The organism is Polynucleobacter kasalickyi (genome assembly GCF_900176405.1).
GTDB lineage: Bacteria > Pseudomonadota > Gammaproteobacteria > Burkholderiales > Burkholderiaceae > Polynucleobacter > Polynucleobacter kasalickyi.
This window is the reverse complement of the sequence record NZ_FWXJ01000005.1, coordinates 178,418-200,136: the sequence shown is the minus strand read 5'-3', so window position 1 is coordinate 200,136 and position 21,719 is coordinate 178,418. Positions and strand designations below refer to the sequence as shown.

Sequence of the window (21,719 nt, the reverse complement as noted above, 5' to 3'; positions counted from 1 at the left end):
ATCTATTTGGGACATTGGTATTACCTATATTAAAAAAGTTCGTCGAAAAAACTAGTTTAATAAATACCTTTGTCCCCCGTTTATGATGTAGAGCCAGTCTGTACACCAAAAATGAATAAGCCGTAGATATTGCAATACAAAGCTTACTTGGAAAGCTCAGTTGGAAAGCTCAGTTGCATATAACTGTAAACTTTTCTTCATCTCAGCAATTACTTTTTGTTTGAGAGTCTTAGGCTCTAAGACTTCAACCTGAGAGCCGTGTTTTAGAATATCCATAATGAGCTCTGGATCTTGGTTAAAGTCAAATTCAATGATTAAAAATCCATCTGTATCAATCGATGAAACTTGATCTGGATGCCACAATTCTTTTTGGATGTAGCGAGCCCGCTCTGGGGCAAAGCGCAGTTTGGCTCTCTGGGAAGCCTTCCCGCTGAAAATGCCATAGCTTTCTGTATAGTGCTCGTTTAGCTCCTTGGTACTAAGGTCTTGAGCAGTAAGATCGGTCAATTTCGCACTCACGATTCCGTCTAGAGAAAAACTTCGTAGATCTTTTCGTAAATGACAAAAGGCATCTAAATACCAATTTTCACGATAATAAATCATCTGTTGAGGGCTAATCATTCGAGTAGTAAGTTCGTCTCTAGCTTTGACATAATACTCAATCTCTAGTCGTTTGCGTTTCAGTAATCCTAGGCCAACCTCCTCAAAATTAATAATCGAGGATTTACGGCTAGACATACCGATTACTTTGATGCGTTGTCGGAGTTGTTGTGATGAGGATTTATCATCGTTGAGCACCTTATCTAAAAAGACGGAGAAGGGCGCAAGTCTTGGACTAATAATGCCAGATTGATCAAGTTCCGATAATAAGTGCTGCATCAATACTAAAGCAGTCAACTCTGCCTGTGAAAACCAAAGACCCGGTAAGTTTTGTTGAGGGCCTGCTAGCGGGGCACCGACTGTGTAAGCCTCTTCAGTCCGATCATAAAGAATAGGCAAGTTATAAGTGTCCCGAAGTTTTTCAATATCTCTTTTAAAAGTGGCAACCGAAATTTCTAATTTATTGAGAAACTCTTGTTTGCTGGTGTATTTTCGAGCGGTGAGCATTCTTTGGATGGTAATTAAGCGCTCAGTTTGGGCCATTTTTGTCCTTATTCTTCTTATTAAGTTTGATTGAATCTGGCGGTATTCACATTGCAAAAGTTATAACTAACGATCAAAAAACTTACTTAATACTTCGAAAATCGTACGGCATGTAATTTTAAAAGTTGTTTAATTGTTAGGAGTGTTTTTAACCGTAAATTGTTATTTCGTGGTGTAATATTTTTGCGATATTTGTCGAATAATCTTTAACAATATGTCAAATTTAAATTGAAGTAAACCGATAACAGCGCATAAAAACTGCAATTACTGAAGTAATCAAAACTTCTGGAATCCTTCATTCTTCTTTTCAAAATATTCCTGATTGCCCCTTCTGAAACTTCAATGAATGCAAAAAGTCGAAATGCAATTCAGGTAGGATCGCTAGTATCAGTATTGAAAGATGCTTATACAAGGATTGACATAATTGCGTCAAAATTCATCGCACATGGCACCATTTTTAAAGTGGCTTCAATGCCTGTTGAGTGGTCATTCAGTTGGCATAAGTTCTTTAAATACTATGCTGAAGAAAGTAGCGTGGTTTCACAATGAAATGTGAGATATCGTCTTACACACCAGCCAATTATTTCTAGGTAGAGAACTGTAAATCAGCTAAAGTGGAGTAGATACCACCTTGCGCAATAAGTTCTGCATGCGTTCCAACCTCCACGATATTACCCTCATCGAAGACAACAATGCGATTGGCTTTTTTGACCGTTGCTAAGCGGTGAGCAATCACGAGGGTAGTTCTATTTTTAGTGGCTTTTTCGATCGCTAACTGAATCAAACTTTCTGATTCGGAATCCAGAGCACTTGTTGCTTCATCTAATAATAGGAGGGCGGGATTTTTAAGTAAGGTTCGAGCGATACCAATCCGTTGCCGTTGACCACCGGAGAGTCTGATTCCTCGATCTCCTAAGAAGGTTTGGTAGCCTTGTGGGAGTTTTAAAATAAACTCATCGGCAACAGCCATTTTTGCGGCTTCAAAGATTTCCGAATCGCTAGCAGTTAACTTGCCATAACGAATATTTTCCAGTGCATTATCAGAGAAAATAACGATATCTTGGGGAACGATGCCAATCATTTGTCGGAGTTGATTGAGATTGAGATCGTGAATATTCACACCATTAATTTTAATAGCGCCTTGTTGCGGATCATAAAAACGTTGTAAGAGTTGAAAGAGTGTTGATTTACCAGCCCCTGATCGACCAACAATAGCGACTAATTCACCGGGTTCAATTTCAAGTGAAATATTTTTTAATACGAGATTGGAATTAGACGGATAGTGGAAGCTGATGCCCTCAAATTGTAAGGCAACGCCTTGTTCAGGGATGGCTGGTAATGCTCGGGGTTCTAGAGGATTTTCGATATGAGATTTTAGTTTTAATAACTCGAGTAATCTTTCGCTTGCTCCAACTGCCCGTTGCGTATCCCCTAAGACCTCTGCCAAACCTGCTATTGCTCCGGCCACAATCGCAGAGTAGAGAATAAACTGAGTGAGTTCACCACTGCTTAATTGCTGATCAAGGACCGCATAGGCACCTAACCATAAAACTGCAATGATGCTACTAAAGCCAAATACGATAGCGATCAAAGTAAGAAGAGCGCGAGCTCTAATGCGAGTTCGCGCAGCAAGGAAGGCATCTTCTACATATTGATTAAATAAAGTACTTTCTGCCTTCTCATTCGTAAAAGATTGAATAGTGTTCACCGCATTGAGTTTTTCACCTGCCAAACCTGAGGCGTTAGCAATTTTATCTTGGGTGTTTTTTGATAACTTACGGACCTTCCTTCCCAAAATCATAATAGGGATGACGATCAGTAATAACATCACAAAAATCATGACAGACAATCTTGCACTGGTGACAAACATCATGATTAAACCGCCAGTAAACAATAAGCAATTTCTGACAAACATGGAAACGCTTGTACCAATTAAGGTTTGGATCAGGATCGTATCAGTATTTAGCCTAGATAAAACTTCGCCACTTTGAGTGACTTCAAAAAATTGGGGACTCTGAGAAATCACGTGAGCATAAACTTTCTGTCTCACATCACTGGTGATGCGTTCACCCAACCAAGACACCGCATAAAAACGTAAAGCAGTAGTAATCGCTAAAATAACCGCGATCAGCAATAGCGTTAGAAAGGTCCAATTGATTTGTCCATAATCACTATGACTGGAGTTCACAAAGCCAAGATCAATGATTTGTCGGAAAGAAAATGGCACAACTAAGGTGGAGCAGGCGGCCAATATTAAACTAACCCCTGCTACTAACAATTGTTTTTTGTACGGCTTGAGGAATGGCGCTAGGGCTTTTAGTGGTGTAAGTCCAGAAGAATTAATTGTTGGTGTTTTCGCTTGGGTTGCAGAAGGAGTCGGAGATTTCATGAAATTCAATGTTGTGTTTGCGGTTGCTTTTTTATTTAATGGATGACTTTTGAAAAATACCGAAGGGTTCCGCATTCGGTAAGAAGTAATGCCTGTAATTAGGTCATCATGATGATTGTCCGATAGACCTCATTCGCTGATACAAAACGACTTATCTCATGAAAGGTTGAACACCAATTAGAACTCGGTGTAAATAAAATGCGAAAAATCCCCAAGTAAGGACGCCAATACAAATAGCTGGGAAGGTTCCTTGCCAATTTGCAGTGGTTACATAGTCTAAATCTTCATTACCTTGTAGAGCATCACGTTGGCGTGAAGATCTAAAATCTAAAATTGCCCAGACTAAAAAACTACCAAATAAAACCATTGCGGCCAAAGTACCATTCGCTAATAAATGCGCGAGAGCCCAAATTTTGACGGCAATAATCATGGGGTGTTTCAGTGAAGCATAAATTAAATTTTTAGGTCGCTTAGAACTGGCTAACAGAATAAAACTGAGGAGTGTTAGTAAACCCGTTAAATGTCCCGCCCAAAATGGTGGTGACCAAACTAATACTCTTGATTCTTGCGCATGGGCATAACCCTTGATAATGAGAAAAAAACCGATCAGAGATACAAGGGTATAGCTAATTTTCCAAAAACTTGGGCCACGTTTTTTTGTTTGTGCATTTGCCCAATCATTGGCAAAGATTCGCACAGAATGCGTTCCTAAAAATAGGAACAGTCCTAAAAGTAAAAGTGTCATATTTAGTCAAATTATCAAATGTAAAAATTCATCTTACCAAGTAAACGCATGGAAGATGCAATTAATTAAAAACAGAGTGTTCTCGAAGGTCTACTGAAGCAGTTCCGGTAATTAAGGCTTCATAATATGCAAACAGCGTTTGGGTTCCTGTTGAGGGGGTCAGTGTTGCATCGTATTGCTGGGTGAGTGGGTTTAGTACTAACATCGACTCCGTTGCATAATAGCGGCCAATCCTCGCGAGCTCAGCTTTGTCTTTACAGGCTGGAATCATCCACCCTAAAAGGGACAGTGTGGCAATGATGCAGTCCATTAGACCGACTGGTACTTTAGAAAATTTTGGTGATTTCCCCAATAGTTCAAATATTTTTTTGCCTTGTTGTAAGGGGGTAATCGCTTCACCAGGGCCACCGATGGGGAGAATTTGATCATGCTTTGTGGAATCATCGATACAGCTAGCGATGAAGATTCCTAAATCTTGATCACTAATTGGTTTACAGGCAGTTAACTGCCCATCCCCAAAGAGTAAAAAAGATTTTCCATTTTGTACTCGCTTGATTTGACCTGAGAGTGATTTAAAAAAAGCTGTTGGCCTGACGATTGAATAATTTAAACCAGAGTCAATTAAGTTTTTTTCGAAGGCTAATTTCGCTTGTTGAAAAGCTAATATTGGCCTTTGGACGCAAATGGCGGACAGTAAGATCATTTGTTTGACAGCTAATTTTTTAGCGCATTCTAAGATGTTTACATGGGCTTGATAGTCGATTTTCCAGGCATCTTTTGGGGCTCCTGTGCGGGAGGCTAAACAAGATACAATCACATCAAAATGTTCTCCACAAAAACCATCCTTCAGTAAAGAGGCAGGATTCGTTACATCACCAAATCGAATCTGAGTACCTTCTAAAAATGGATAGGTAGCAGATCTTTTCCCTACATCGTTTTGTTCTTTCGGACCTCTGATGAAACAGGTGACAGTAAATCCTTGTTGCAGTAATGCTTGTGCTGTTGCTTGTCCGATCGTACCTGTGGCTCCGAATAAAAGGACTCGTCGACCAAGCGAGTTTAATGAAGAATTAGGGGGAAGCATATGATGAAGGAATAGAGGAGGTGTTTCTGAGATTAGTGTTGAATGATCTTGGATAAAAATTCTTGTGCTCTAGGCGATCTATTTGCAGAGGCATTAAAGAATTCATCTTTAGAACAGTCTTCAACAATCCTACCCTGATCCATAAAGATGACACGATTAGAAACCTTTTTCGCAAAACCCATTTCATGGGTGACGCAAATCATGGTCATGCCATCATGAGCAAGTTGCACCATGACATCTAACACTTCGCCCACCATTTCAGGGTCAAGTGCAGATGTCGGCTCATCAAAGAGCATCACTTTAGGTTGCATACACAGTGCACGAGCAATGGCTACTCGTTGTTGTTGCCCGCCTGATAATTGCCCGGGAAACTTGTCTTTATGGTCAATGAGGCCAACCCGATTTAAATACTTTAAACCTTGTTCAGAGGCCATTGATTGATCTTTTTTTAGCACTTTCATTTGGGCTAATGTGAGATTGTCCATGACAGACAAATGAGGGAATAATTCAAAGTTTTGAAATACCATACCGACTTGTGATCGTAGTGCTGTCAAAGAAGTTTTAGAATCGCCAACGGATACTCCGTCTACTAAAATTTTCCCGGCTTGAAAGGGTTCTAAACCATTTATCGTTTTGATTAAAGTGGATTTACCAGAACCAGACGGACCGCAGACCACCACCACCTCACCTTGTTCAATAGTGGTTGAGCAGTCAGTAAGGACTGCAAAAGAGCCATACCATTTTGAAACATGTTCTAGTTGAATCAGCGACATAAAATAAACCTTAAAAAATCATCGGATGATGGCGACTTTAGATTGAATGATGCGAACAATCCTAGATAGGCTAAAGCAAATTAAAAAATAGACAATAGCGGCTAATAGGTAGGCTTCAATTGGCCTACCAAAGTTTTTACCTGCGACTTCAAAACCTTTCAGTAAATCATAAGCGCCAATGGCGTAAACCAATGAGGTGTCTTGAAACAAAATGATCGTTTGAGTCATCAACACCGGAATCATATTTCTAAATGCTTGCGGTAAAACGATATATTGCATATTTTGCGCATAGGACAGGCCAAGAGCCCGTCCCGCAGCAGTTTGTCCTTTCGCAATGGAACCAATGCCAGCTCGAACAATTTCTGAAAAAAAAGCGGCCTCAAATGCAATAAAAGTAATATAGGCAGATAGTTCTGCGCCAATCGATTTACCGATAATACTTGGCATAAGTAAAAAAAACCATAGAATCACCATCACCAGTGGAATCGAACGCATTAAATTTACATACCATGTCGCTGGACTCGCTAAAACTTTTTTACCTGATAGGCGCATGAGGGCAAGTATCGTCCCTAGGAAGATACCCCCGATTGTCGCTACGATGGTCAGTTGTAAACTGAAGATTAAACCTTTTTGTAAGAAGTTTTTAAATAGATCAACATTGTAAAAACTAAAGTCCAGTTCCATCAGTGTGCTCCATTCGATGCAGATAATGACAGCCCAGGAATTCTTGTTTTACGTTCAATCAAACCCATTATTCGATTGACAGAGAATGCAGTAATTACATATAGAATCGTGACAGCCAAATACATCTCGATGCCGCGTGATGTTTCCTCTTGTGTTTGCATTGCAAACATCGTTAATTCGGAAACAGACACTGCAAAAGCGACAGAAGAGTTTTTGACAATATTCATTGCCTCAGAGGTGAGGGGCGGAATGATGATCCGTAATGCCATGGGTAGAATCACGAAGCGATAAGACTGATAAGTATTCATACCCAGTGCCAAAGCTGCCGCTTTTTGGCCTTTGGGTAACGATTGGATACCTGCTTTCACTTGTTCAGCAATTCTGGCTGAAGTGAAAAAAGCTAACGCAAAACTTACCAACAAATAAGAGGGTATTAACTTGAACATCGGTAACATCAAAGGAATGACGTGATACCACATAAAGACTTGCACTAGCACAGGGATATTTCTGAATAGTTCAACCCAGCCATTCGCAAAATATAAACTAAGTCGACCGACCAATGTGGCTCCTGCTAAAGTTCTAATCGTACCAATTGTGATACCAAGAAGTAGGGCTAGGACCAGTCCAATCATCGAGACACTTAAGGTCCATCCCCATGCTTGTAGTAACCAATCTAGATAAGTTTGATCATTTAGACCATGTAAAAGACCATAGAAGGTTTGCCCAAAGCAGGTTGGCGAATATTCGTCCTCTAGGGTACTTTTACAAAGGATAGATAAGTCAAAGGTCATAGGGGCCTGGGCTGACCTTCATTAATTATTTTTTACTATATTCTTCAGCCGGCTTATCGTTCGGATTGGCCCAAGCATCTTTTGTGTTTTGTGAGAGTTCTAGTCCCACACGGATATTTTTGGGAGGGATTGGATCTAAAAACCATTGCTGATACATTTTGGCAATAGTGCCATCTTTCATGATTTTGATAATTGATGCATCGACTAGTTTTTTGAACTCCGGATCTTCCTTAGGCAGCATAATCGCAATCGGTTCAGTATTTAATACTTCACCGACAATTTTAAAATCCTTAGGATTCTTCGACATCGCAATATTTCCCGCTAATATCGACCCGTCCATGACAAATGCATCCGTTCTACCAGATTCTAGGAGCAGAAAGCTATCTGCATGATCTTTACCAAAGACTTCTTCAAAATTTACACCATTTGCTTTTTCATGTTTGCGCAGCAGTTGTACTGAGGTAGTCCCTGTAGTTGTGGCAACTTTTTTATTAACCAGTTGCGCAATCGATGTGATACCCGAATTTGCTTTTACGGCAATTCTGACATCCTCAACATAGGTAGTTACTGCAAATGCCACATCTTTTTGACGAGCAGCATTATTCGTGGTTGAGCCACATTCAATGTCAACCGTACCATTTTGAACGAGTGGAATTCTGTTTTGTGAAGTAACTAACTGATATTTAACTTGCAATGGTGTTTTGAATTGTTTTTCGAGGTCGGCTATCACTTTTTTACAAATCTCTACATGAAAGCCTGTATATTTACCGTCCCCCAATGTATATGAGAGAGCACCTGAAGAGTCCCTGACACCCATCGTAATGGATTTACTGCTTGTGATTTTATCAATCGTACTGTTGGCAAATGAATTGCCAGTAACGGATAAACCGATAGCACCAATAAGGCTAAGGATGAATCGAGTAGGAAAATGGGACCGCTTGGTAAGATTTGCTAATTTTTTTGTTGGCATTCGAATAAACATAAGTTGATTGTAAAAAATTAAATGAGGTTGTCATCAACAAATATTACCTTGCTTTTGAGAAATGTACCTATTTGACGCAACGAAAATTCACCAATTAGATCTTTGGAAATGATCTTGCTGCCCAGTAAATAGTCCCTTCAGCACCATATTTTTCAGCATGGGGGGTATCAGGCTCCATGGTAAAGGTATCACCTACCTGCAAATGTTGGGTATCCTCGCCACGCGTCATCCACATTTCGCCTTTTGCAATAACGGCGTGTACAGCAAATTCATGGGTATGGGTGTCACTTACCGAGTTAGGGGCCCAGTCTCTAATGGATACCCCTTCATAGCCCATGTCTTTTGTCAGTTGAGTAAATTCTTCTAAAGTAGGTAAAGTTGCCATTTTTTTCTTCCTTAAGCTAACAAAGGTTTAATTTTGTTCGGCGTTAAAGGCAAATCATAGATTCTTTTGCCAATTGCGTTTGCGACTGCATTTGCAATAGCTGCCCCACCAGGACCTTGAGAGCCTTCACCAACACCCACAGATTTTTCATTGGGACGGTTAATTAACTCGACATGAACAGTTGGTACATCCTCAAATCGCAAAATAGGGTACTCTGCCCACGAATTTGCCAGGATATTATTTTTGTCAAAAGGTACATCTTCTAGCAGAGTCCAGCTCGCAGTTTGTACCAGTCCACCTTCAATTTGATTCTTAAAGCCATTGGGGTTGATGATCAGTCCTGCATCAGCAGCGCTATACATGTTCAGGACACGTACTTTACCCGTCTTTGAATCTACTTCAACATCGGCAATCACAGCGCAATACGCTTGAAGATTTTTATATTGTGCAAATCCGACCCCTCTACCAAACAGCTTATTACCTTTTTTGGTATTGGTCGGGACGTTTTTATTCCACTTTGCCATACTAGCAGCTTTAATAATTACGTCTTTTGCACGTTGATTTTCGAGGTGATTCAAGCGGAATTCAACAGGGTCAATTTTTGCAGCTTGCGCTAACTCGTCCATCATCGATTCAATGGCAAAGACGTTCGCATAAGCTCCTAAAGTTCTTAAGGCGGAGACTCTGATCGGCATCTCTTCAATGAGATGATTTTTCACTTTTTGATTCGGAAATGCGTACAAAGGTAAAGCATTCCGATGCGAGCCACCTGCTGGTAAGGGAATGTTTCCTACGGGAGAGCGTGTCTGCGGTTGTTCCATATACCAACTCGAAACTAGGTTATTACCTGTTTTATCCCCTGGCCTCGTGCTGTGTGTATTACTCCATAAATCATACTGCCAATCAACAATCTTACCTGTGTTGTCAATAGAAGCTTTTACTTTCATTGACATGGCACTGCCGTAGGGCTCCCATTTGAACTCGTCCTCACGCATCCATTGCATCCGGATTGGTTGTTCTGGGAATTTAACTGCCACGAGCGCTGCGTCGAGTGCCACATCATCTGCGCCACTTTGACCATACATACCTGAGCCTTCAACGTGCATGCAGACAACTTTATCAGATGGCATCCCCAGTGCTTTGACGATGTCAGTTCTTAATGGGTACATGCCTTGACTATGGGTGTAAATTTTTAAAACACCAGAATTCATCACCGCAATTGCACAAGATGGACCGATACTGCCATGTGCTGTAAATGGTTTCGTATATTCGTGTTCAATCGTTTTTACTGCTGGGTTAGTTGTTGCGGTTTTAACACCATGTTCAGTATCGATGGACTTAGCTGTTTTCATTGTGTTCAACCAACTATTCAGATTGGCTGGTAGATCGTTTGCCAAGTCCCACTGAGCTACTTTTTTAGCCTCTTCCATTGCCCTAATGGCTTGCTCTTCGCGCTTAGCGACCACCGCTAGGAAACTGCCATTGCGAACTAGCCCAACCACACCAGGCAGTCCAGTTATTAAGTTTTCATTGATACTTTTTAAAACTGCTCTTGGTGCTGGTGGACGAATGACTCTAGCATGTAACATCCCCGGCATACGCATATCTTGCACATAAGCAACACCACCAGAAACCTTCGCTGGAATATCTACACGAGGGAATGATTGTCCAATATATGTATGTTCATTGGCAGCCTTGGGTTTGTACTTGAGATTTGCTTTTTGTTTCAAAAGTTCTGGTTCTACCAGTTTCCAATATTCAACCGATTTTCCATTACTTGCATGAATTACACCATCTTTAATGGTTAAGGTTGATTGTGCAACTTCGAGTTGCTTCGCAGCTTTTTCGAGAAGGGTACCTTTTGCTTGAGCACAGGCATATCTTAGAGCTAATCCACCATATTCAACCGATTGGCTACCAGAAGTAACGCCTTCATTGGGGGATAGGCCAGTGGTGGTAGGAACCATGAATACTCTTGAGATATCAACATCTAATTCATCTGCAGCAATTTGTTTCAGTGCCGTGGTGATCCCTTGGCCAAATTCCACTTTACCGGCATAAATGATAACCATCCCTTTAGGATCAATCGCTAACCAAGTATCGATATTCGGGTTATTTGGTAAGTCTCCTGGTAATACTACGGCAGTATTTTGAGCAATAAGACTTGGCATCCAACTAAAGCCAATGACTAAACCGGCACTTTGTTTTAAAAAACTACGGCGAAGATTTTTAGTAGGGGCGTTCATGCTAACTCCTTTGCTGCACGTTGAATCGCTTTTAAAATACGTGTTTGTGTACCACAGCGACATAAATTACCATTCAACGCAACTTTAATTTGTTGCTCCGTGGGGCGCTTATTGGTATCCAATAATGTTTTTGCGCTCATCATCATTCCTGAAATACAAAAGCCACATTGCACCGCTTGCTCAGCAATAAAAGCTTTATTTAAAGCATTTAAAACGCGATCGCTTTCATAGGACTCCAATGTAGTGACATTGGAGTTCACGCTATTGATTGGAGTAATGCAAGAACGAACAGGCGTGCCATTAATAATTACCATACAAGCACCACATTGCCCTAGTCCACAGCCGTATTTGGCAGAGTTGATATCGCAATCATTTCTTAAGGCGTACAGTAAAGGTGAGCTTGGGTCGGTTTCAACCGTTTGCAATTTCCCATTGACTTTTATTGAGGTTGTCATTGAATCTCCGTTTTTAAATTATTAAATTACTTTTATTGGTCAATATTAAACTAAAGCTGCTATTTAAGGCAATCTTGTGGGAAACAAACATTGAAAGTGCGATTTAGAAAAACTTGATGGCTAAACCAGTGATTAAAGACCCAGTGAAGGCTGCAATAATTAACCACCAAGCTGGTACTTGCGCCCCGTCATTGCCAGCATTCTTTTCTGGTAGAGAAGTTGAGGTCGTGTCATGTTGAAGTTCAGTCGGTGTTGAATTCTCCCTATTTTGAGAAGGAGTGGTTTCTTCCGTAACTTTAACTTCAGATGGTGGGGGGCTCAATTCCCGATTGAACGCTTTAAAGAAATCATCTGACATTTTCTTTGCAACACTGTCAATTAGTCTTGAACCAATTTGCGCCAACTTGCCACCCACATGCGCTTGGGCATTGTAAGTAAGTTCAGTACCATTTTCTACCGTAGTCAGCGTTACCTGAGAAGACCCCTTACCAAAACCAACCGCACCACCTTGTCCCTCAAAAACCAATACACAGGATTCTGGTGGATTAGCCTGAGTTACTTGTAAGGTTCCTTTGAATTTTGCCTTTAAGGGACCAATGGCAGTGGTGATCGCCACCTTGAATTGATCAGGAGCAGTTAGTTCAACTGATTCACAACCAGGTAAGCAATTTTTTAGTACCTCAGGACTATTTAAAGCATTCCAAACAGTTTGTTTGTCTGCTGGGATAATTTGGGAACCTAATATTTCCATTTTTTTCCTCAAAGATTTGATTTAGTTATGTTCAAAATGATATCAGTTTGAACATTTACATTACAAATTGGCTCAAAAAGCCAAAAAGCGTAAAATACGCTGATATTTAGCAATACTTATAAATATTCTCTTACTTCTAAAAAACAGGAATCAACAATAATGAAAATCGTAGTCTTAGACGATTATGAAAAATCAATGATTTTTCTAAAAGATAACAACAAAATTAGCAGTAAGGCATCGATTCAAATCCATCATCAACGTTTAATAGGTGATGCTTTAGTAGATGCGATTCGGGATGCCAATGTAGTCGTTTTAATGCGTGATCGTACTCCGTTTAGAGCTGAATTAATTAATCAATTAAACGAATTACAGTATGTCATCTTTACCGGCAACCGTAATATGGCAATTGATTATGACGTTTTGGCCGCTAAAAATATTCCGGTAAGCTATACGGAGTTTGGGCCTTCCAAAGAGACCACCGTAGAATTAACTTGGGCGCTCATTTTAAGTGCCTACAAGCGAATTGGCGAACAAAATTTGGTCGCGATGTCTGGTGCTTGGCGCAATGAGCATTCTGTACTACCCGCTTTGCATGGTGAACGTCTTGGCGTTTTAGGTTTGGGTTCCATCGGTTCCAAAGTGGCAAAAGTAGGTCTAGCGTTTGGGATGGATGTGGTGACTTGGAGTCCGAATATGACTCCCGAGCGAGCTGCCGTGCATGGTGTAAAGGCAGTTAGTTTGGAAGAGTTGTTGCAAACCTCAAGAATTGTTTCACTTCATTTAGTGCCTGGAGAAGGGACTAAATATGTAATGAATGCTGAACGACTGGCAATGATGAGAGCCGATTCTTTTTTAGTGAATACCTCAAGATCCACTCTAATTGTGACGGCCGATTTGGTCCAAGCATTACAAAATGGCAAGCCATCGATGGCACTGTTGGATGTATTTGATCAAGAGCCGATCAATCTCGAAGAGGAACTATTTAAGCTTCCTAATGTTTTCATTACCCCGCACCTAGGATTTGTTCATCAACCTATTTTTAAGAATTTGACGATGGGAGCGCAAGCTGCATTAGAAGCTTGGGTGAGTGGTGAACCGTTAGTCAATCAAGTGCAGTAAAAAGAATTAAAGCAAGCTATTCTCTGCCAATTTAAAAGCCGGTCGGAGTTGAATCGACCGGCTTTTTTTACTCTAAAATAAACAACTTAAGTAAATTAAAAGTACCAGTAATAATACGTAAATTCTTTTTGAATCCATTAAGCCTTGATAATTGGTAATGATCGGATGCGTTGGTCATTTGTCCTAGCGATGGCATTCACCACAGTCGAAGCAACGCTTGGCACGCCAACTTCAGCCTTACAAGAGGGCTTATCACCACCTTTGGTGATTGTAATATCGATGATTGGTACCTCAGAATTTCGCATCCAGACTCGCTGAAACCATATTTAGACTAATCGAATGGTAGAAATCATTGGTTATCTCAACTTCTCGCGTGTCCACAACCAGGGAATAGTTTTACCAAATGCAGATGATGACCTAAGGCCCCAAGCAGGGAAGTATCGTCTTGCACATCAACATGCTGTTCTTTGTCATTAATGCTAAGTTTCATTGAAGTCTCTTGTAGGTGAGGTTGCTTAATAGGATTAAATGATGCGCTTTTTTTGATTTGGTTTCGGGCTAAAAATATACACTGAGTCGATTAATAAAAGGCTAAATTAATTGAACCTATAATAAAAAACAAGGATGAACTAAATAATAATCTCATTTTAGTTACAAATATTAATAAGTTTATATTTTTCAAAGGTTATTTGTATTGTATTTAATTTTAAAGTCTACCTCTCTCGAAAAATTGAGCCTTGTGCTCATCGTCTTTTTGTTAGGGTTTTTTGCATCCCCACGCTTGCCAGTTGCACAAGTTAGAACCTCTGCGCCGATTATTTTGGCTGCAGCTAATGTCCGTTTACCACTAGAAGAAATTGCGGTTCATTTTGAGCGATTATCAAAAATAAAACCTAAAATAATTTATGGCTCATCAGGTAATTTCTATCAACAAATCCTTAATGGTGGAAAGTTTGATCTTTTTTTGAGTGCAGATGAGCATTTCATTGATTTGCTGCAAGAGAAAAAAGTTGTTCAACTAGGATCAGTAGTTTATGCGAAGGGTAGATTGGTTATTTGGGTATCAAAAAGAGCGTTCTCCGAACCTGTGAAATTGGAGGCCATTCAAAATACTCTACTTTCTTCAAAGGTGATGAGAATTGCGATTGCCAATCCAAATTTGGCTCCCTACGGCAAGGCAACTGAGCAAGTATTGAGAAAATGGGGTATCTGGCAAGATGTTCAGAAAAAAATTATTATGGGAGAAAATGTCGGGCAAGTAGCTCAATTTGCTTTATCTGGCTCTGTTGAAATCGCATTTTTACCTGTTTCGTATACTATGCAGGCAGAAATGCAAAAAAATGCTTATGTTTTACCAATACCTGACGATCTCTATGCGCCATTGATGCAGAAAATGGCATTACTGAGTAAGCAATCAGAAGCAAATGATTTTTACCAATTTATCTTAGATCAACAAAATAAAAAGATATGGGAAAAATATGGGTACACAGTACCTTAATGGATATTTAATATAAAAAAATAATTAAGATGGATCTACAAGCGCTTTATTTATCAATTCAATTAGCAAGCCTTACGGTACTCATATTAGTCCCGCTTGGTGTTCTCATGGCACATTTTTTCCCTTCGAAAAACAATATTGGATCATTTGCCAAAGAAGCCATGATTACTCTTCCTCTGGTATTACCTCCGACAGTTCTCGGTTTCTATTTATTAGTCGGATTAGGGGGCAATAGTTGGTTTGGACAGTGGTTCGAAGCACTTACCGGTCAAACATTAGTTTTTTCATTTTTAGGCATTTTGTTGGCTAGTTTAATATTTAATATTCCCTTTGTCATGATGCCCATTCAAAGAGCCTTTGAAGCTATTCCTCAAGACTTACGGGATGCTAGTTCTACCTGTGGCTTACCACCATGGCAACGGCTTTTCAAAATTGAGATACCGCTGGCAAATAAGGGAATCATCAGTGCAGCTGTAATGACTTTTACCCATACTTTAGGTGAGTTTGGAGTAGTGCTAATGATGGGAGGAAATATTCCCGGACAAACGAGAACCTTATCTATCGCCATTTATGATAGTGTGCAATCTCTTGAGATGCATAGTGCGGGTGTCATGTCCTTATTTTTATTGATTTTTTCTTTTGTGACTTTAATCTTTACTCAACGGTTATCTTTAAGTAATAGAGACTTTCAAGGAAATCTCAAATCATGACTTTAAGCGTTGACTTTAAACAAACTATCGACATCCCGTTAGATGTTTCTTTTACCTGTAAGTCTGGAGAGTTATTGGCTTTAGTCGGCCCTTCCGGAAGTGGTAAAACAAGTACCTTGAGAGCTATCGCTGGTCTGATGCCGATTCAAGAAGGTAAGATTTCGTTACAAGATCAACAACAAAACTATATTTGGTTAGATACCGAGAAAAATATTCTCATGCCAAGTTTTCAGCGAAAAGTTGGCATGGTTTTTCAGAACTACGCATTATTTCCCCACCTGACTGTCCTGGAGAATATCGCCTTAGCACTTCCTAAGGGAGAGTCTATTGGGAAGGCGAAGCAGTTGATGGAAGACATGGGTTTAATTGACTTTCATCATCGACTGCCAGATCAATTATCTGGCGGGCAAAGACAAAGAGTGGCCTTAGCTAGAGCATTTGCTAGAGATCCTCAAGTACTGCTCCTAGATGAGCCATTTTCAGCGGTCGATCATCCGACTCGCAAAACGCTATATGAAGAGTTAATTAAGTTGCGAGAGAGGATTTCCATTCCCATTGTGATTGTGACTCATGACTTAAGAGAAGCTAGGTTGCTGAGTGATCGTTTATGTATTTTGGATCAAGGAAAATCTTTGCAGATTGGGCATCCAGAGCATATTGTTTCCAGCCCCAGGAACGCTCGTGTGGCGGAGTTGGTTGGTTTAACAGATGTTTTTTCCGCCACTTTTTTAAAGGCACAACATCTTGAGGAGTCTGAGCAACAGCATGCAACCCTTTTATGGGGTCAAGGGGTTGAATCCTTTCCACTAACAATTTTTGATAAAGGTCGGTTACCAGATCAAACCGAAGTGAAGTGGGTGATTGCCAAAGAGTTTGTTGAAATCAGGAATGAACCTATTCAGAAGATCAATACCCTTAGTGCCATCGTTTGTCGTATTCGAAGATTGGGTGAAATCTCCTCGGTTGATTTTAAAGTTGAACTGCCATTTCAACCAATGATGCATTTTGAGTTAAGTACCAGAGTTGTCAATGATTTGAACATTGATGTAGATGATCTTGTCTATCTGCACTTGGATCCAAAAGGAATTCACATCATGCCAGTCTATACAAGTCCTATGCACAAACAGTTGGAAAAACAAAAACGCGATCGACCATTAAAAATTGCGACTGTAATACTGATTGCAGGAGAGGGATCGCGCCTTGGTGGAATTCCTAAATCCCTCATTAAAATCGAGGGCGAAACCATTTTAGAGCGTCAATTGAAAGCCCTCAAGGAACTACAAATTGAGGACATCGTGCTAGTGACTGGCTATTATCAAGAAGCGTATCATCATTTGAATTTGCCCGACAAATCTTTCATTGTTCACAATGCAAATCCTGCAGATGGGCAAGGAAGTTCAGTACGACTCGCTTTACAAACCGTTTACGAAAAAATTGTGGAAGTTGATGCCATTATCATGCTCCTTGGAGATTTACCACAAATTAATGCAGCAGATTTAAGGCAACTTATCGAGCAGTTTAAGATTCGGACTTTTGGCGACGTCGTCATGCCTTTAGTGGGCTCGCAACGTGGCAATCCGGTGATTATCTCTCATAAAATTTTGCGCAAGATTATTGACTCACCTGGTTTAACTGTTCGCACTTGGATGGATAAGCATCCAGAGGAAGTTGTGAGTTGGCAAACCGAGAATCAGCATTTTGTTTTTGATTTTGATACGCCGGAAAATATTGAATCCTTCACAAAAAAAATGGGTGTTTCAGTTGAATTACCCGGTAAGTACTAATTGAATTTGTTAAAAATTAGTGCATCATACACAAATACCTACTCATCATGGATTTAAATAATTCGTAATCATGGAAAATATTGACATCACAGTACTACGTGAACTCCTCCACTGGAGGTTGAATGACAAAGCAGCTAAGTTGGTTACAGTCGTTCGGACTTGGGGATCATCGCCACGACCTATTGGGTCGATAATGGCAATTTGTGACAATGGAAAAGTGATGGGGAGCGTTTCGGGCGGTTGTATTGAAGATGATCTCATTCGAAAAAACACCCAAAATCCGATTACTTCGCAATCCCCTCCAGAGTTTTTAAAATACGGCATTTCCGCAGATGAAGCACATCGATTTGGCTTACCTTGTGGCGGGACGATTGAATTATTTGTTGAATTTAACCCAGATATTGCCGCATTAAAAACACTCATCGGACATCTTGATCAAGGAAAACTGGTTAAAAGATCTGTCAATATTCAAAGTGGTAAGGTTGAACTAGCGATTACTACGAATCCTGCTGAGTTAGAAATTTCAGGCTCTTCACTGATCAATACTTTCGGCCCTGAGTACCGTATGTTAATTATTGGAGCTGGTCAATTAAGCGAATATTTAGCCACCATGGCTCTTTTTAATGGTTTTGCTGTGACTGTTTGTGATCCTAGAGAAGAGTACGTCGGCCATTGGGCTGTTGCAAATGTTAATGTTGTCACCAAGTCACCAGATGATGTGGTTGTGGACTTTAAACCTGATGCGAGAACTTGCGTTGTAGCGCTTACCCATGACCCGAAATTAGACGATTTAGCCTTGTTGGAAGCCCTAGAAACCAACGCATTTTATGTGGGGGCAATTGGTTCTAGAAGAAATAACGCCGCAAGAAAACAACGCATGATTGATCATTTTGATCATACTGATACTAGTTTAGCGAAACTTCGGGGACCGATTGGTATTTTCATCGGTAGTAAAACCCCATCAGAAATTGCTGTCAGTATTATGGCGGAAATTTTAGCCGTGAAAAACAATGTTCAATTACCCAGAGAGATGGAAGTTGCCATTGCAAAGAATGCACTACTCATCGTTGAAAACGACGACTTAAACGATGAAAATGCGTGTAAAACTATTTAAAGCTTTATTTTGGGGTTGAAATAATTGTTTCAACAGAAACTTTTGTAAATGCAATTTTCATTAAACTTCAGTAAGATAAGATGATGCTGATTAAAAACAATCTATCTTCTGTCTTTCTCTCCATTTGTGCACTGAGTATGCTTTCGGGGTGTGCTAATTTTCTCGATGTCAAAGTAACTAGATTCCATAGCTTACCGAACCCAAATCTACCACCTAAACTAGAGGCGAATAAGGTCGATTCAACTCAACTGGTTAAGAATAAACCTAATCTACCTGTTTTTAATGGCCAGCATTTTGGTATGGTCAAGGCGATCAATCAAATTGAAGATTTAGAGTTTAAGTCCTTCGCGCGGTTAATTGCATCAGAGTTGACGCATTTAGGCTTAATTGAAGGGGAACCACACGATTTCCTAATTGATTTTTCAATTACGACCCCAGCTCATGTTGGGGAAAGAATGCAACCTTACAATATTCCTTACAGCAGGATGAGCTGTTTTAGGGATGTCTATGGTAATCCCAATTGCTTACCATTTACTTCCTATCAGACAAACTATTACCCCGTCAAATATACCTTTTATACAAATGAACTCAATCTTTTCGTGATGGATGCGAAAACAAACCAGAGGATTTGGCAAGGTCGAGCGGAGGCAGTAAGTAATGATGCGCCAAATGTTCGGGATCTTTTACCTTATCTTACAAGAGCTGCACTAACGCACTTTCCCGGACCATCAGGCGTGAGTGAAACGATACGGTTTAATCTAGATCAAAAATAATTCTTTTGATTTTCGCTAAAGCAAAAGTCTTTGGGAGTAACGACCTAGGTGTTGCAGTAATGCGTATTTATATTTGGTTAAGAGAATGCCAAATTAACCCAATACCTGCACATGCAATCAGCAGTTGAATGACACTTACCTGATAGCGAATCAGAGCAAGTGTCGACAGCGCAATGAGAGTCGATGCAAAGCCACTTTGGAGGAGTGATAAATTAGCTCCCAAGTCATTTGGAAAAATCGTGTGATACATGAAAAACAGTGATAAACTTGCGATGACCCCGGTAACTGCGCATGAAATACCATTCATTAGGGGAGCAAATTTAAACTCCTGCCGAGTTGATTCAATCAATGGACCACCCAGAAAGATAAAACAAAAAGAGGGTAAAAAGATAAACCAACTAACGATACATGCTCCCAAGACACCGGAAAGTACTGGAGCCTGCGCAAATGCTGTGTTTAAATAAGCAGCAATATAACCCACGAAGGCAACTACAATGATTAACGGACCTGGTGTCGATTCACCCAGTGCCAAGCCATCCATCATTTGGGTCGTGTTTAACCAGTGAAATTGCTCTACCGCAGATTGAAGCACATAGGGTAATACTGCGTATGCTCCACCAAAGGTGAGTAATGCGGCTTTTGAAAAAAAGATCGCTAATTGGGGAAAGATGCTGTCCATACCCCATATGGCAATGAGAGCTCCAAGCGGAACTGCCCAAAGTAAAATAGAGACCCCTAAAATCTTTAAAAATTGACTCTTTTGAAATCGAGTATGCTCCAATTGAGAGGCATGATCGTTGATTACTGCTTCTAAGTCTTCCTGATTCGATTTGCTACCATGCTGGGTTGATGACACAACGAACCATTTGGGTACATAGCGATTTACTAACCAGCCTAGTGTGCCTGCAGTGATAATAATAAATGGATAAGGAATGCTTAGAAAAATCCCAATTAAAGCACCGATGGCAATCCCAAGTTGAAGCGGTGTTTTAAGGATTCTTTTTCCAATCTTATAACCTGCTTGGATAACAATCGCCGTAACGGCAGGTTTTATTCCTAAGAAAATCCCTGTCATTACAAATGTATTGCCAAATACCATATAAATTATAGATAAGAGAATCAATAAGAGCAGGGCAGGGAGTATAAAAAGTAAACCTGCCACCACGCCACCAATCGTTCGGTGGAGCAGCCAGCCCATATAAATGACTAATTGCAAAGCTTCAGGACCAGGCAATAGCATGCAGTAATTCAGTGCATGCAAAAAACGTTTTTCAGAGATCCATTTCTGCTTGTCAACCAACTCTTGATGGACGGTTGCTATTTGCCCGGCTGGTCCGCCAAAACTAATAAAGCCCAGTTTGAACCAAAATTTTAAAGCTTCCCGAAAAGGAACTGAAGTGGGATTTTGGTTCATTAAAAGGAATTGATGGTGAAGTTAAACTTCATCCATGCCACCAACAACATGACTAAAACCGGCATCAACATAAGTGATTTCACCAGTAATACCACTTGCTAAATCTGACATGAAAAAAGCTGCCGCATTACCAACATCATCAATGCTGACATTGCGACGCAGTGGAGCATTCTTTTCAACAAAGTCGAGAATCTTACCAAAGCCTTTAATTCCTGACGCTGCTAAGGTTTTAATCGGACCCGCTGATATACCGTTAACACGAATATTTTTTGGACCTAATGAACCAGCGAGATACCGCACACTTGCCTCAAGTGAAGCTTTTGCTAAACCCATCGTATTGTAGTTAGGCACATTTCTCATGGAGCCTAAGTAGGTTAGTGTTAATAATGCTGAGTTTGGATTTAACATGGGCAGGGCTGCTTTGGCCATTGCTGGGAAGCTGTAAGCTGAAATATCATGTGCTATGCGAAAAGATTCGCGTGATAGCCCATCCAAGAAATCTCCAGCAATCGCTTCGCGTGGGGCAAAGCCAATAGAATGAACTAAGCCATCAAAAGTTGGCCAAGTAGCCGATAAATCTTTAAAAAGTTGCTCAATTTGTTCATCACTGCCTACATCACAATCAAAAATTAAAGTACTATTAAATTCTGCAGCAAAATCTGTAATACGATCTTTAAAACGCTCGCCTACATAAGTAAAGGCTAATTCTGCTCCCTCACGATGACAGGCCTTTGCGATACCGTATGCGATTGAACGATTTGATAATAAGCCCGTCAAAACTATTTTTTTTCCGCTAAGAAAACCCATGTATATTTCCTCAAAAAACTTGTTAAATGAACAAAAAAGACCTAACTTTTTTGTCCTCATTACAATTGTTAC

At 40.2% G+C, this 21,719-nt stretch carries 22 protein-coding genes; 6 read left to right on the top strand and 16 right to left on the bottom strand.

The annotated features are described in order from the left end of the window. Positions 1-156 precede the first annotated feature (156 nt). The 12 genes from B8983_RS06535 to B8983_RS06475 all read right to left on the bottom strand — a co-directional run bounded on the left by B8983_RS06535 (position 157) and on the right by B8983_RS06475 (position 12,428). The gene (locus B8983_RS06535; RefSeq protein ID WP_084283330.1) at positions 157-1,143 is read right to left on the bottom strand and encodes a helix-turn-helix transcriptional regulator; all 987 of its coding nucleotides are present in this window, start codon (positions 1,141-1,143) and stop codon (positions 157-159) included. Between the two features lie 586 nt (positions 1,144-1,729). Next, a complete protein-coding gene (locus B8983_RS06525) occupies positions 1,730-3,532 on the bottom strand; it encodes an ABC transporter transmembrane domain-containing protein (protein ID WP_084283328.1) in 1,803 nt (600 codons plus the stop codon). Between the two features lie 151 nt (positions 3,533-3,683). Beyond that, a complete protein-coding gene (locus B8983_RS06520) occupies positions 3,684-4,277 on the bottom strand; it encodes an NnrU family protein (protein ID WP_084283327.1) in 594 nt (197 codons plus the stop codon). A 61-nt stretch (positions 4,278-4,338) separates the two neighbouring features. Then, a complete protein-coding gene (locus B8983_RS06515) occupies positions 4,339-5,361 on the bottom strand; it encodes an NAD(P)H-binding protein (RefSeq protein ID WP_084283326.1) in 1,023 nt (340 codons plus the stop codon). Between the two features lie 32 nt (positions 5,362-5,393). After that, the gene (locus B8983_RS06510) at positions 5,394-6,134 is read right to left on the bottom strand and encodes an amino acid ABC transporter ATP-binding protein (RefSeq protein WP_439650338.1); all 741 of its coding nucleotides are present in this window, start codon (positions 6,132-6,134) and stop codon (positions 5,394-5,396) included. A gap of 18 nt (positions 6,135-6,152) precedes the next feature. Continuing rightward, positions 6,153-6,818 (bottom strand): amino acid ABC transporter permease, encoded by a 666-nt coding sequence (locus tag B8983_RS06505; protein WP_084283325.1) that lies wholly within the window; start codon positions 6,816-6,818, stop codon positions 6,153-6,155. After that, complete coding sequence (locus B8983_RS06500) at positions 6,818-7,609, bottom strand: amino acid ABC transporter permease (protein ID WP_084283324.1); 792 nt, start codon at positions 7,607-7,609, stop codon at positions 6,818-6,820. The genes B8983_RS06505 and B8983_RS06500 overlap by 1 nt, the downstream gene beginning before the upstream one ends. Before the next feature lie 25 nt (positions 7,610-7,634). Continuing rightward, entirely contained in the window at positions 7,635-8,579 is a 945-nt protein-coding gene (locus B8983_RS06495; protein WP_084283346.1) for an amino acid ABC transporter substrate-binding protein, read from the bottom strand. A 106-nt stretch (positions 8,580-8,685) separates the two neighbouring features. Further along, positions 8,686-8,976, bottom strand: a complete 291-nt coding sequence (locus B8983_RS06490; RefSeq protein ID WP_143736116.1) for a cupin domain-containing protein — start codon at positions 8,974-8,976, stop codon at positions 8,686-8,688. Positions 8,977-8,987: 11 nt separating this feature from the next. Further along, positions 8,988-11,222 carry a xanthine dehydrogenase family protein molybdopterin-binding subunit gene (locus B8983_RS06485; protein ID WP_159460836.1) on the bottom strand — a complete coding sequence of 745 codons (2,235 nt, stop codon included), beginning with the start codon at positions 11,220-11,222 and terminating at the stop codon, positions 8,988-8,990. Beyond that, entirely contained in the window at positions 11,219-11,677 is a 459-nt protein-coding gene (locus B8983_RS06480; RefSeq protein WP_084283322.1) for a (2Fe-2S)-binding protein, read from the bottom strand. The genes B8983_RS06485 and B8983_RS06480 overlap by 4 nt, the downstream gene beginning before the upstream one ends. Before the next feature lie 103 nt (positions 11,678-11,780). Beyond that, a complete protein-coding gene (locus tag B8983_RS06475) occupies positions 11,781-12,428 on the bottom strand; it encodes an SRPBCC family protein (RefSeq protein ID WP_084283321.1) in 648 nt (215 codons plus the stop codon). A gap of 159 nt (positions 12,429-12,587) precedes the next feature. On the opposite strand from B8983_RS06475, the gene B8983_RS06470 reads away from it, so the two are divergent. Next, entirely contained in the window at positions 12,588-13,547 is a 960-nt protein-coding gene (locus B8983_RS06470) for a D-2-hydroxyacid dehydrogenase family protein (protein ID WP_084283320.1), read from the top strand. A gap of 137 nt (positions 13,548-13,684) precedes the next feature. On the opposite strand, the gene B8983_RS14010 is transcribed toward B8983_RS06470, so the two are convergent. Continuing rightward, positions 13,685-13,852 (bottom strand): hypothetical protein, encoded by a 168-nt coding sequence (locus B8983_RS14010; protein ID WP_159460835.1) that lies wholly within the window; start codon positions 13,850-13,852, stop codon positions 13,685-13,687. A 56-nt stretch (positions 13,853-13,908) separates the two neighbouring features. Beyond that, positions 13,909-14,037 (bottom strand): hypothetical protein, encoded by a 129-nt coding sequence (locus tag B8983_RS14270; protein ID WP_255372800.1) that lies wholly within the window; start codon positions 14,035-14,037, stop codon positions 13,909-13,911. Positions 14,038-14,367: 330 nt separating this feature from the next. Here B8983_RS14270 and modA point away from each other — a divergent pair, with 330 nt between their 5' ends. From modA to B8983_RS06445, 5 genes are all read left to right on the top strand, one after another. Continuing rightward, positions 14,368-15,045 (top strand): molybdate ABC transporter substrate-binding protein, encoded by a 678-nt coding sequence (gene modA / locus B8983_RS06465; protein WP_159460834.1) that lies wholly within the window; start codon positions 14,368-14,370, stop codon positions 15,043-15,045. Between the two features lie 29 nt (positions 15,046-15,074). Then, positions 15,075-15,755, top strand: coding sequence for a molybdate ABC transporter permease subunit (gene modB, locus B8983_RS06460; protein WP_084283318.1), 681 nt, complete (start codon positions 15,075-15,077; stop codon positions 15,753-15,755). Next, on the top strand, positions 15,752-17,539 hold the full coding sequence (locus tag B8983_RS06455; RefSeq protein ID WP_084283317.1) for an ATP-binding cassette domain-containing protein: 1,788 nt from the start codon (positions 15,752-15,754) through the stop codon (positions 17,537-17,539). Before modB ends, B8983_RS06455 begins: the two co-directional genes overlap by 4 nt. Positions 17,540-17,609: 70 nt before the next feature. Then, positions 17,610-18,653 (top strand): XdhC family protein, encoded by a 1,044-nt coding sequence (locus B8983_RS06450; protein ID WP_084283316.1) that lies wholly within the window; start codon positions 17,610-17,612, stop codon positions 18,651-18,653. A gap of 80 nt (positions 18,654-18,733) precedes the next feature. Further along, a complete protein-coding gene (locus tag B8983_RS06445) occupies positions 18,734-19,426 on the top strand; it encodes a DUF4136 domain-containing protein (RefSeq protein ID WP_084283315.1) in 693 nt (230 codons plus the stop codon). A gap of 67 nt (positions 19,427-19,493) precedes the next feature. Here B8983_RS06445 and chrA read toward each other — a convergent pair whose 3' ends face one another. Both chrA and fabI read right to left on the bottom strand, forming a co-directional pair. Continuing rightward, positions 19,494-20,840, bottom strand: coding sequence for a chromate efflux transporter (gene chrA, locus B8983_RS06440; RefSeq protein ID WP_084283314.1), 1,347 nt, complete (start codon positions 20,838-20,840; stop codon positions 19,494-19,496). Positions 20,841-20,861: 21 nt separating this feature from the next. Beyond that, complete coding sequence (gene fabI / locus B8983_RS06435; RefSeq protein ID WP_084283313.1) at positions 20,862-21,647, bottom strand: enoyl-ACP reductase FabI; 786 nt, start codon at positions 21,645-21,647, stop codon at positions 20,862-20,864. Positions 21,648-21,719: the final 72 nt, after the last annotated feature.

What these genes read in the sequence shown, in the direction of transcription:
- B8983_RS06500 (WP_084283324.1), bottom strand. Translation starts at nt 7,609, where the DNA reads ATGACCTTTGACTTATCTATCCTTTGTAAAAGTACCCTAGAGGACGAA.
- B8983_RS14270 (WP_255372800.1), bottom strand. Translation starts at nt 14,037, where the DNA reads ATGAAACTTAGCATTAATGACAAAGAACAGCATGTTGATGTGCAAGAC.
- B8983_RS06535 (WP_084283330.1), bottom strand. Translation starts at nt 1,143, where the DNA reads ATGGCCCAAACTGAGCGCTTAATTACCATCCAAAGAATGCTCACCGCT.
- modB (WP_084283318.1), top strand. Translation starts at nt 15,075, where the DNA reads ATGGATCTACAAGCGCTTTATTTATCAATTCAATTAGCAAGCCTTACG.
- B8983_RS06490 (WP_143736116.1), bottom strand. Translation starts at nt 8,976, where the DNA reads ATGGCAACTTTACCTACTTTAGAAGAATTTACTCAACTGACAAAAGAC.
- B8983_RS06455 (WP_084283317.1), top strand. Translation starts at nt 15,752, where the DNA reads ATGACTTTAAGCGTTGACTTTAAACAAACTATCGACATCCCGTTAGAT.
- B8983_RS06475 (WP_084283321.1), bottom strand. Translation starts at nt 12,428, where the DNA reads ATGGAAATATTAGGTTCCCAAATTATCCCAGCAGACAAACAAACTGTT.
- B8983_RS14010 (WP_159460835.1), bottom strand. Translation starts at nt 13,852, where the DNA reads ATGCGAAATTCTGAGGTACCAATCATCGATATTACAATCACCAAAGGT.
- B8983_RS06520 (WP_084283327.1), bottom strand. Translation starts at nt 4,277, where the DNA reads ATGACACTTTTACTTTTAGGACTGTTCCTATTTTTAGGAACGCATTCT.
- B8983_RS06515 (WP_084283326.1), bottom strand. Translation starts at nt 5,361, where the DNA reads ATGCTTCCCCCTAATTCTTCATTAAACTCGCTTGGTCGACGAGTCCTT.
- B8983_RS06485 (WP_159460836.1), bottom strand. Translation starts at nt 11,222, where the DNA reads ATGAACGCCCCTACTAAAAATCTTCGCCGTAGTTTTTTAAAACAAAGT.
- B8983_RS06470 (WP_084283320.1), top strand. Translation starts at nt 12,588, where the DNA reads ATGAAAATCGTAGTCTTAGACGATTATGAAAAATCAATGATTTTTCTA.
- B8983_RS06510 (WP_439650338.1), bottom strand. Translation starts at nt 6,134, where the DNA reads ATGTCGCTGATTCAACTAGAACATGTTTCAAAATGGTATGGCTCTTTT.
- chrA (WP_084283314.1), bottom strand. Translation starts at nt 20,840, where the DNA reads ATGAACCAAAATCCCACTTCAGTTCCTTTTCGGGAAGCTTTAAAATTT.
- B8983_RS06505 (WP_084283325.1), bottom strand. Translation starts at nt 6,818, where the DNA reads ATGGAACTGGACTTTAGTTTTTACAATGTTGATCTATTTAAAAACTTC.
- B8983_RS06525 (WP_084283328.1), bottom strand. Translation starts at nt 3,532, where the DNA reads ATGAAATCTCCGACTCCTTCTGCAACCCAAGCGAAAACACCAACAATT.
- B8983_RS06495 (WP_084283346.1), bottom strand. Translation starts at nt 8,579, where the DNA reads ATGCCAACAAAAAAATTAGCAAATCTTACCAAGCGGTCCCATTTTCCT.
- B8983_RS06450 (WP_084283316.1), top strand. Translation starts at nt 17,610, where the DNA reads ATGGAAAATATTGACATCACAGTACTACGTGAACTCCTCCACTGGAGG.
- fabI (WP_084283313.1), bottom strand. Translation starts at nt 21,647, where the DNA reads ATGGGTTTTCTTAGCGGAAAAAAAATAGTTTTGACGGGCTTATTATCA.
- B8983_RS06445 (WP_084283315.1), top strand. Translation starts at nt 18,734, where the DNA reads ATGATGCTGATTAAAAACAATCTATCTTCTGTCTTTCTCTCCATTTGT.
- B8983_RS06480 (WP_084283322.1), bottom strand. Translation starts at nt 11,677, where the DNA reads ATGACAACCTCAATAAAAGTCAATGGGAAATTGCAAACGGTTGAAACC.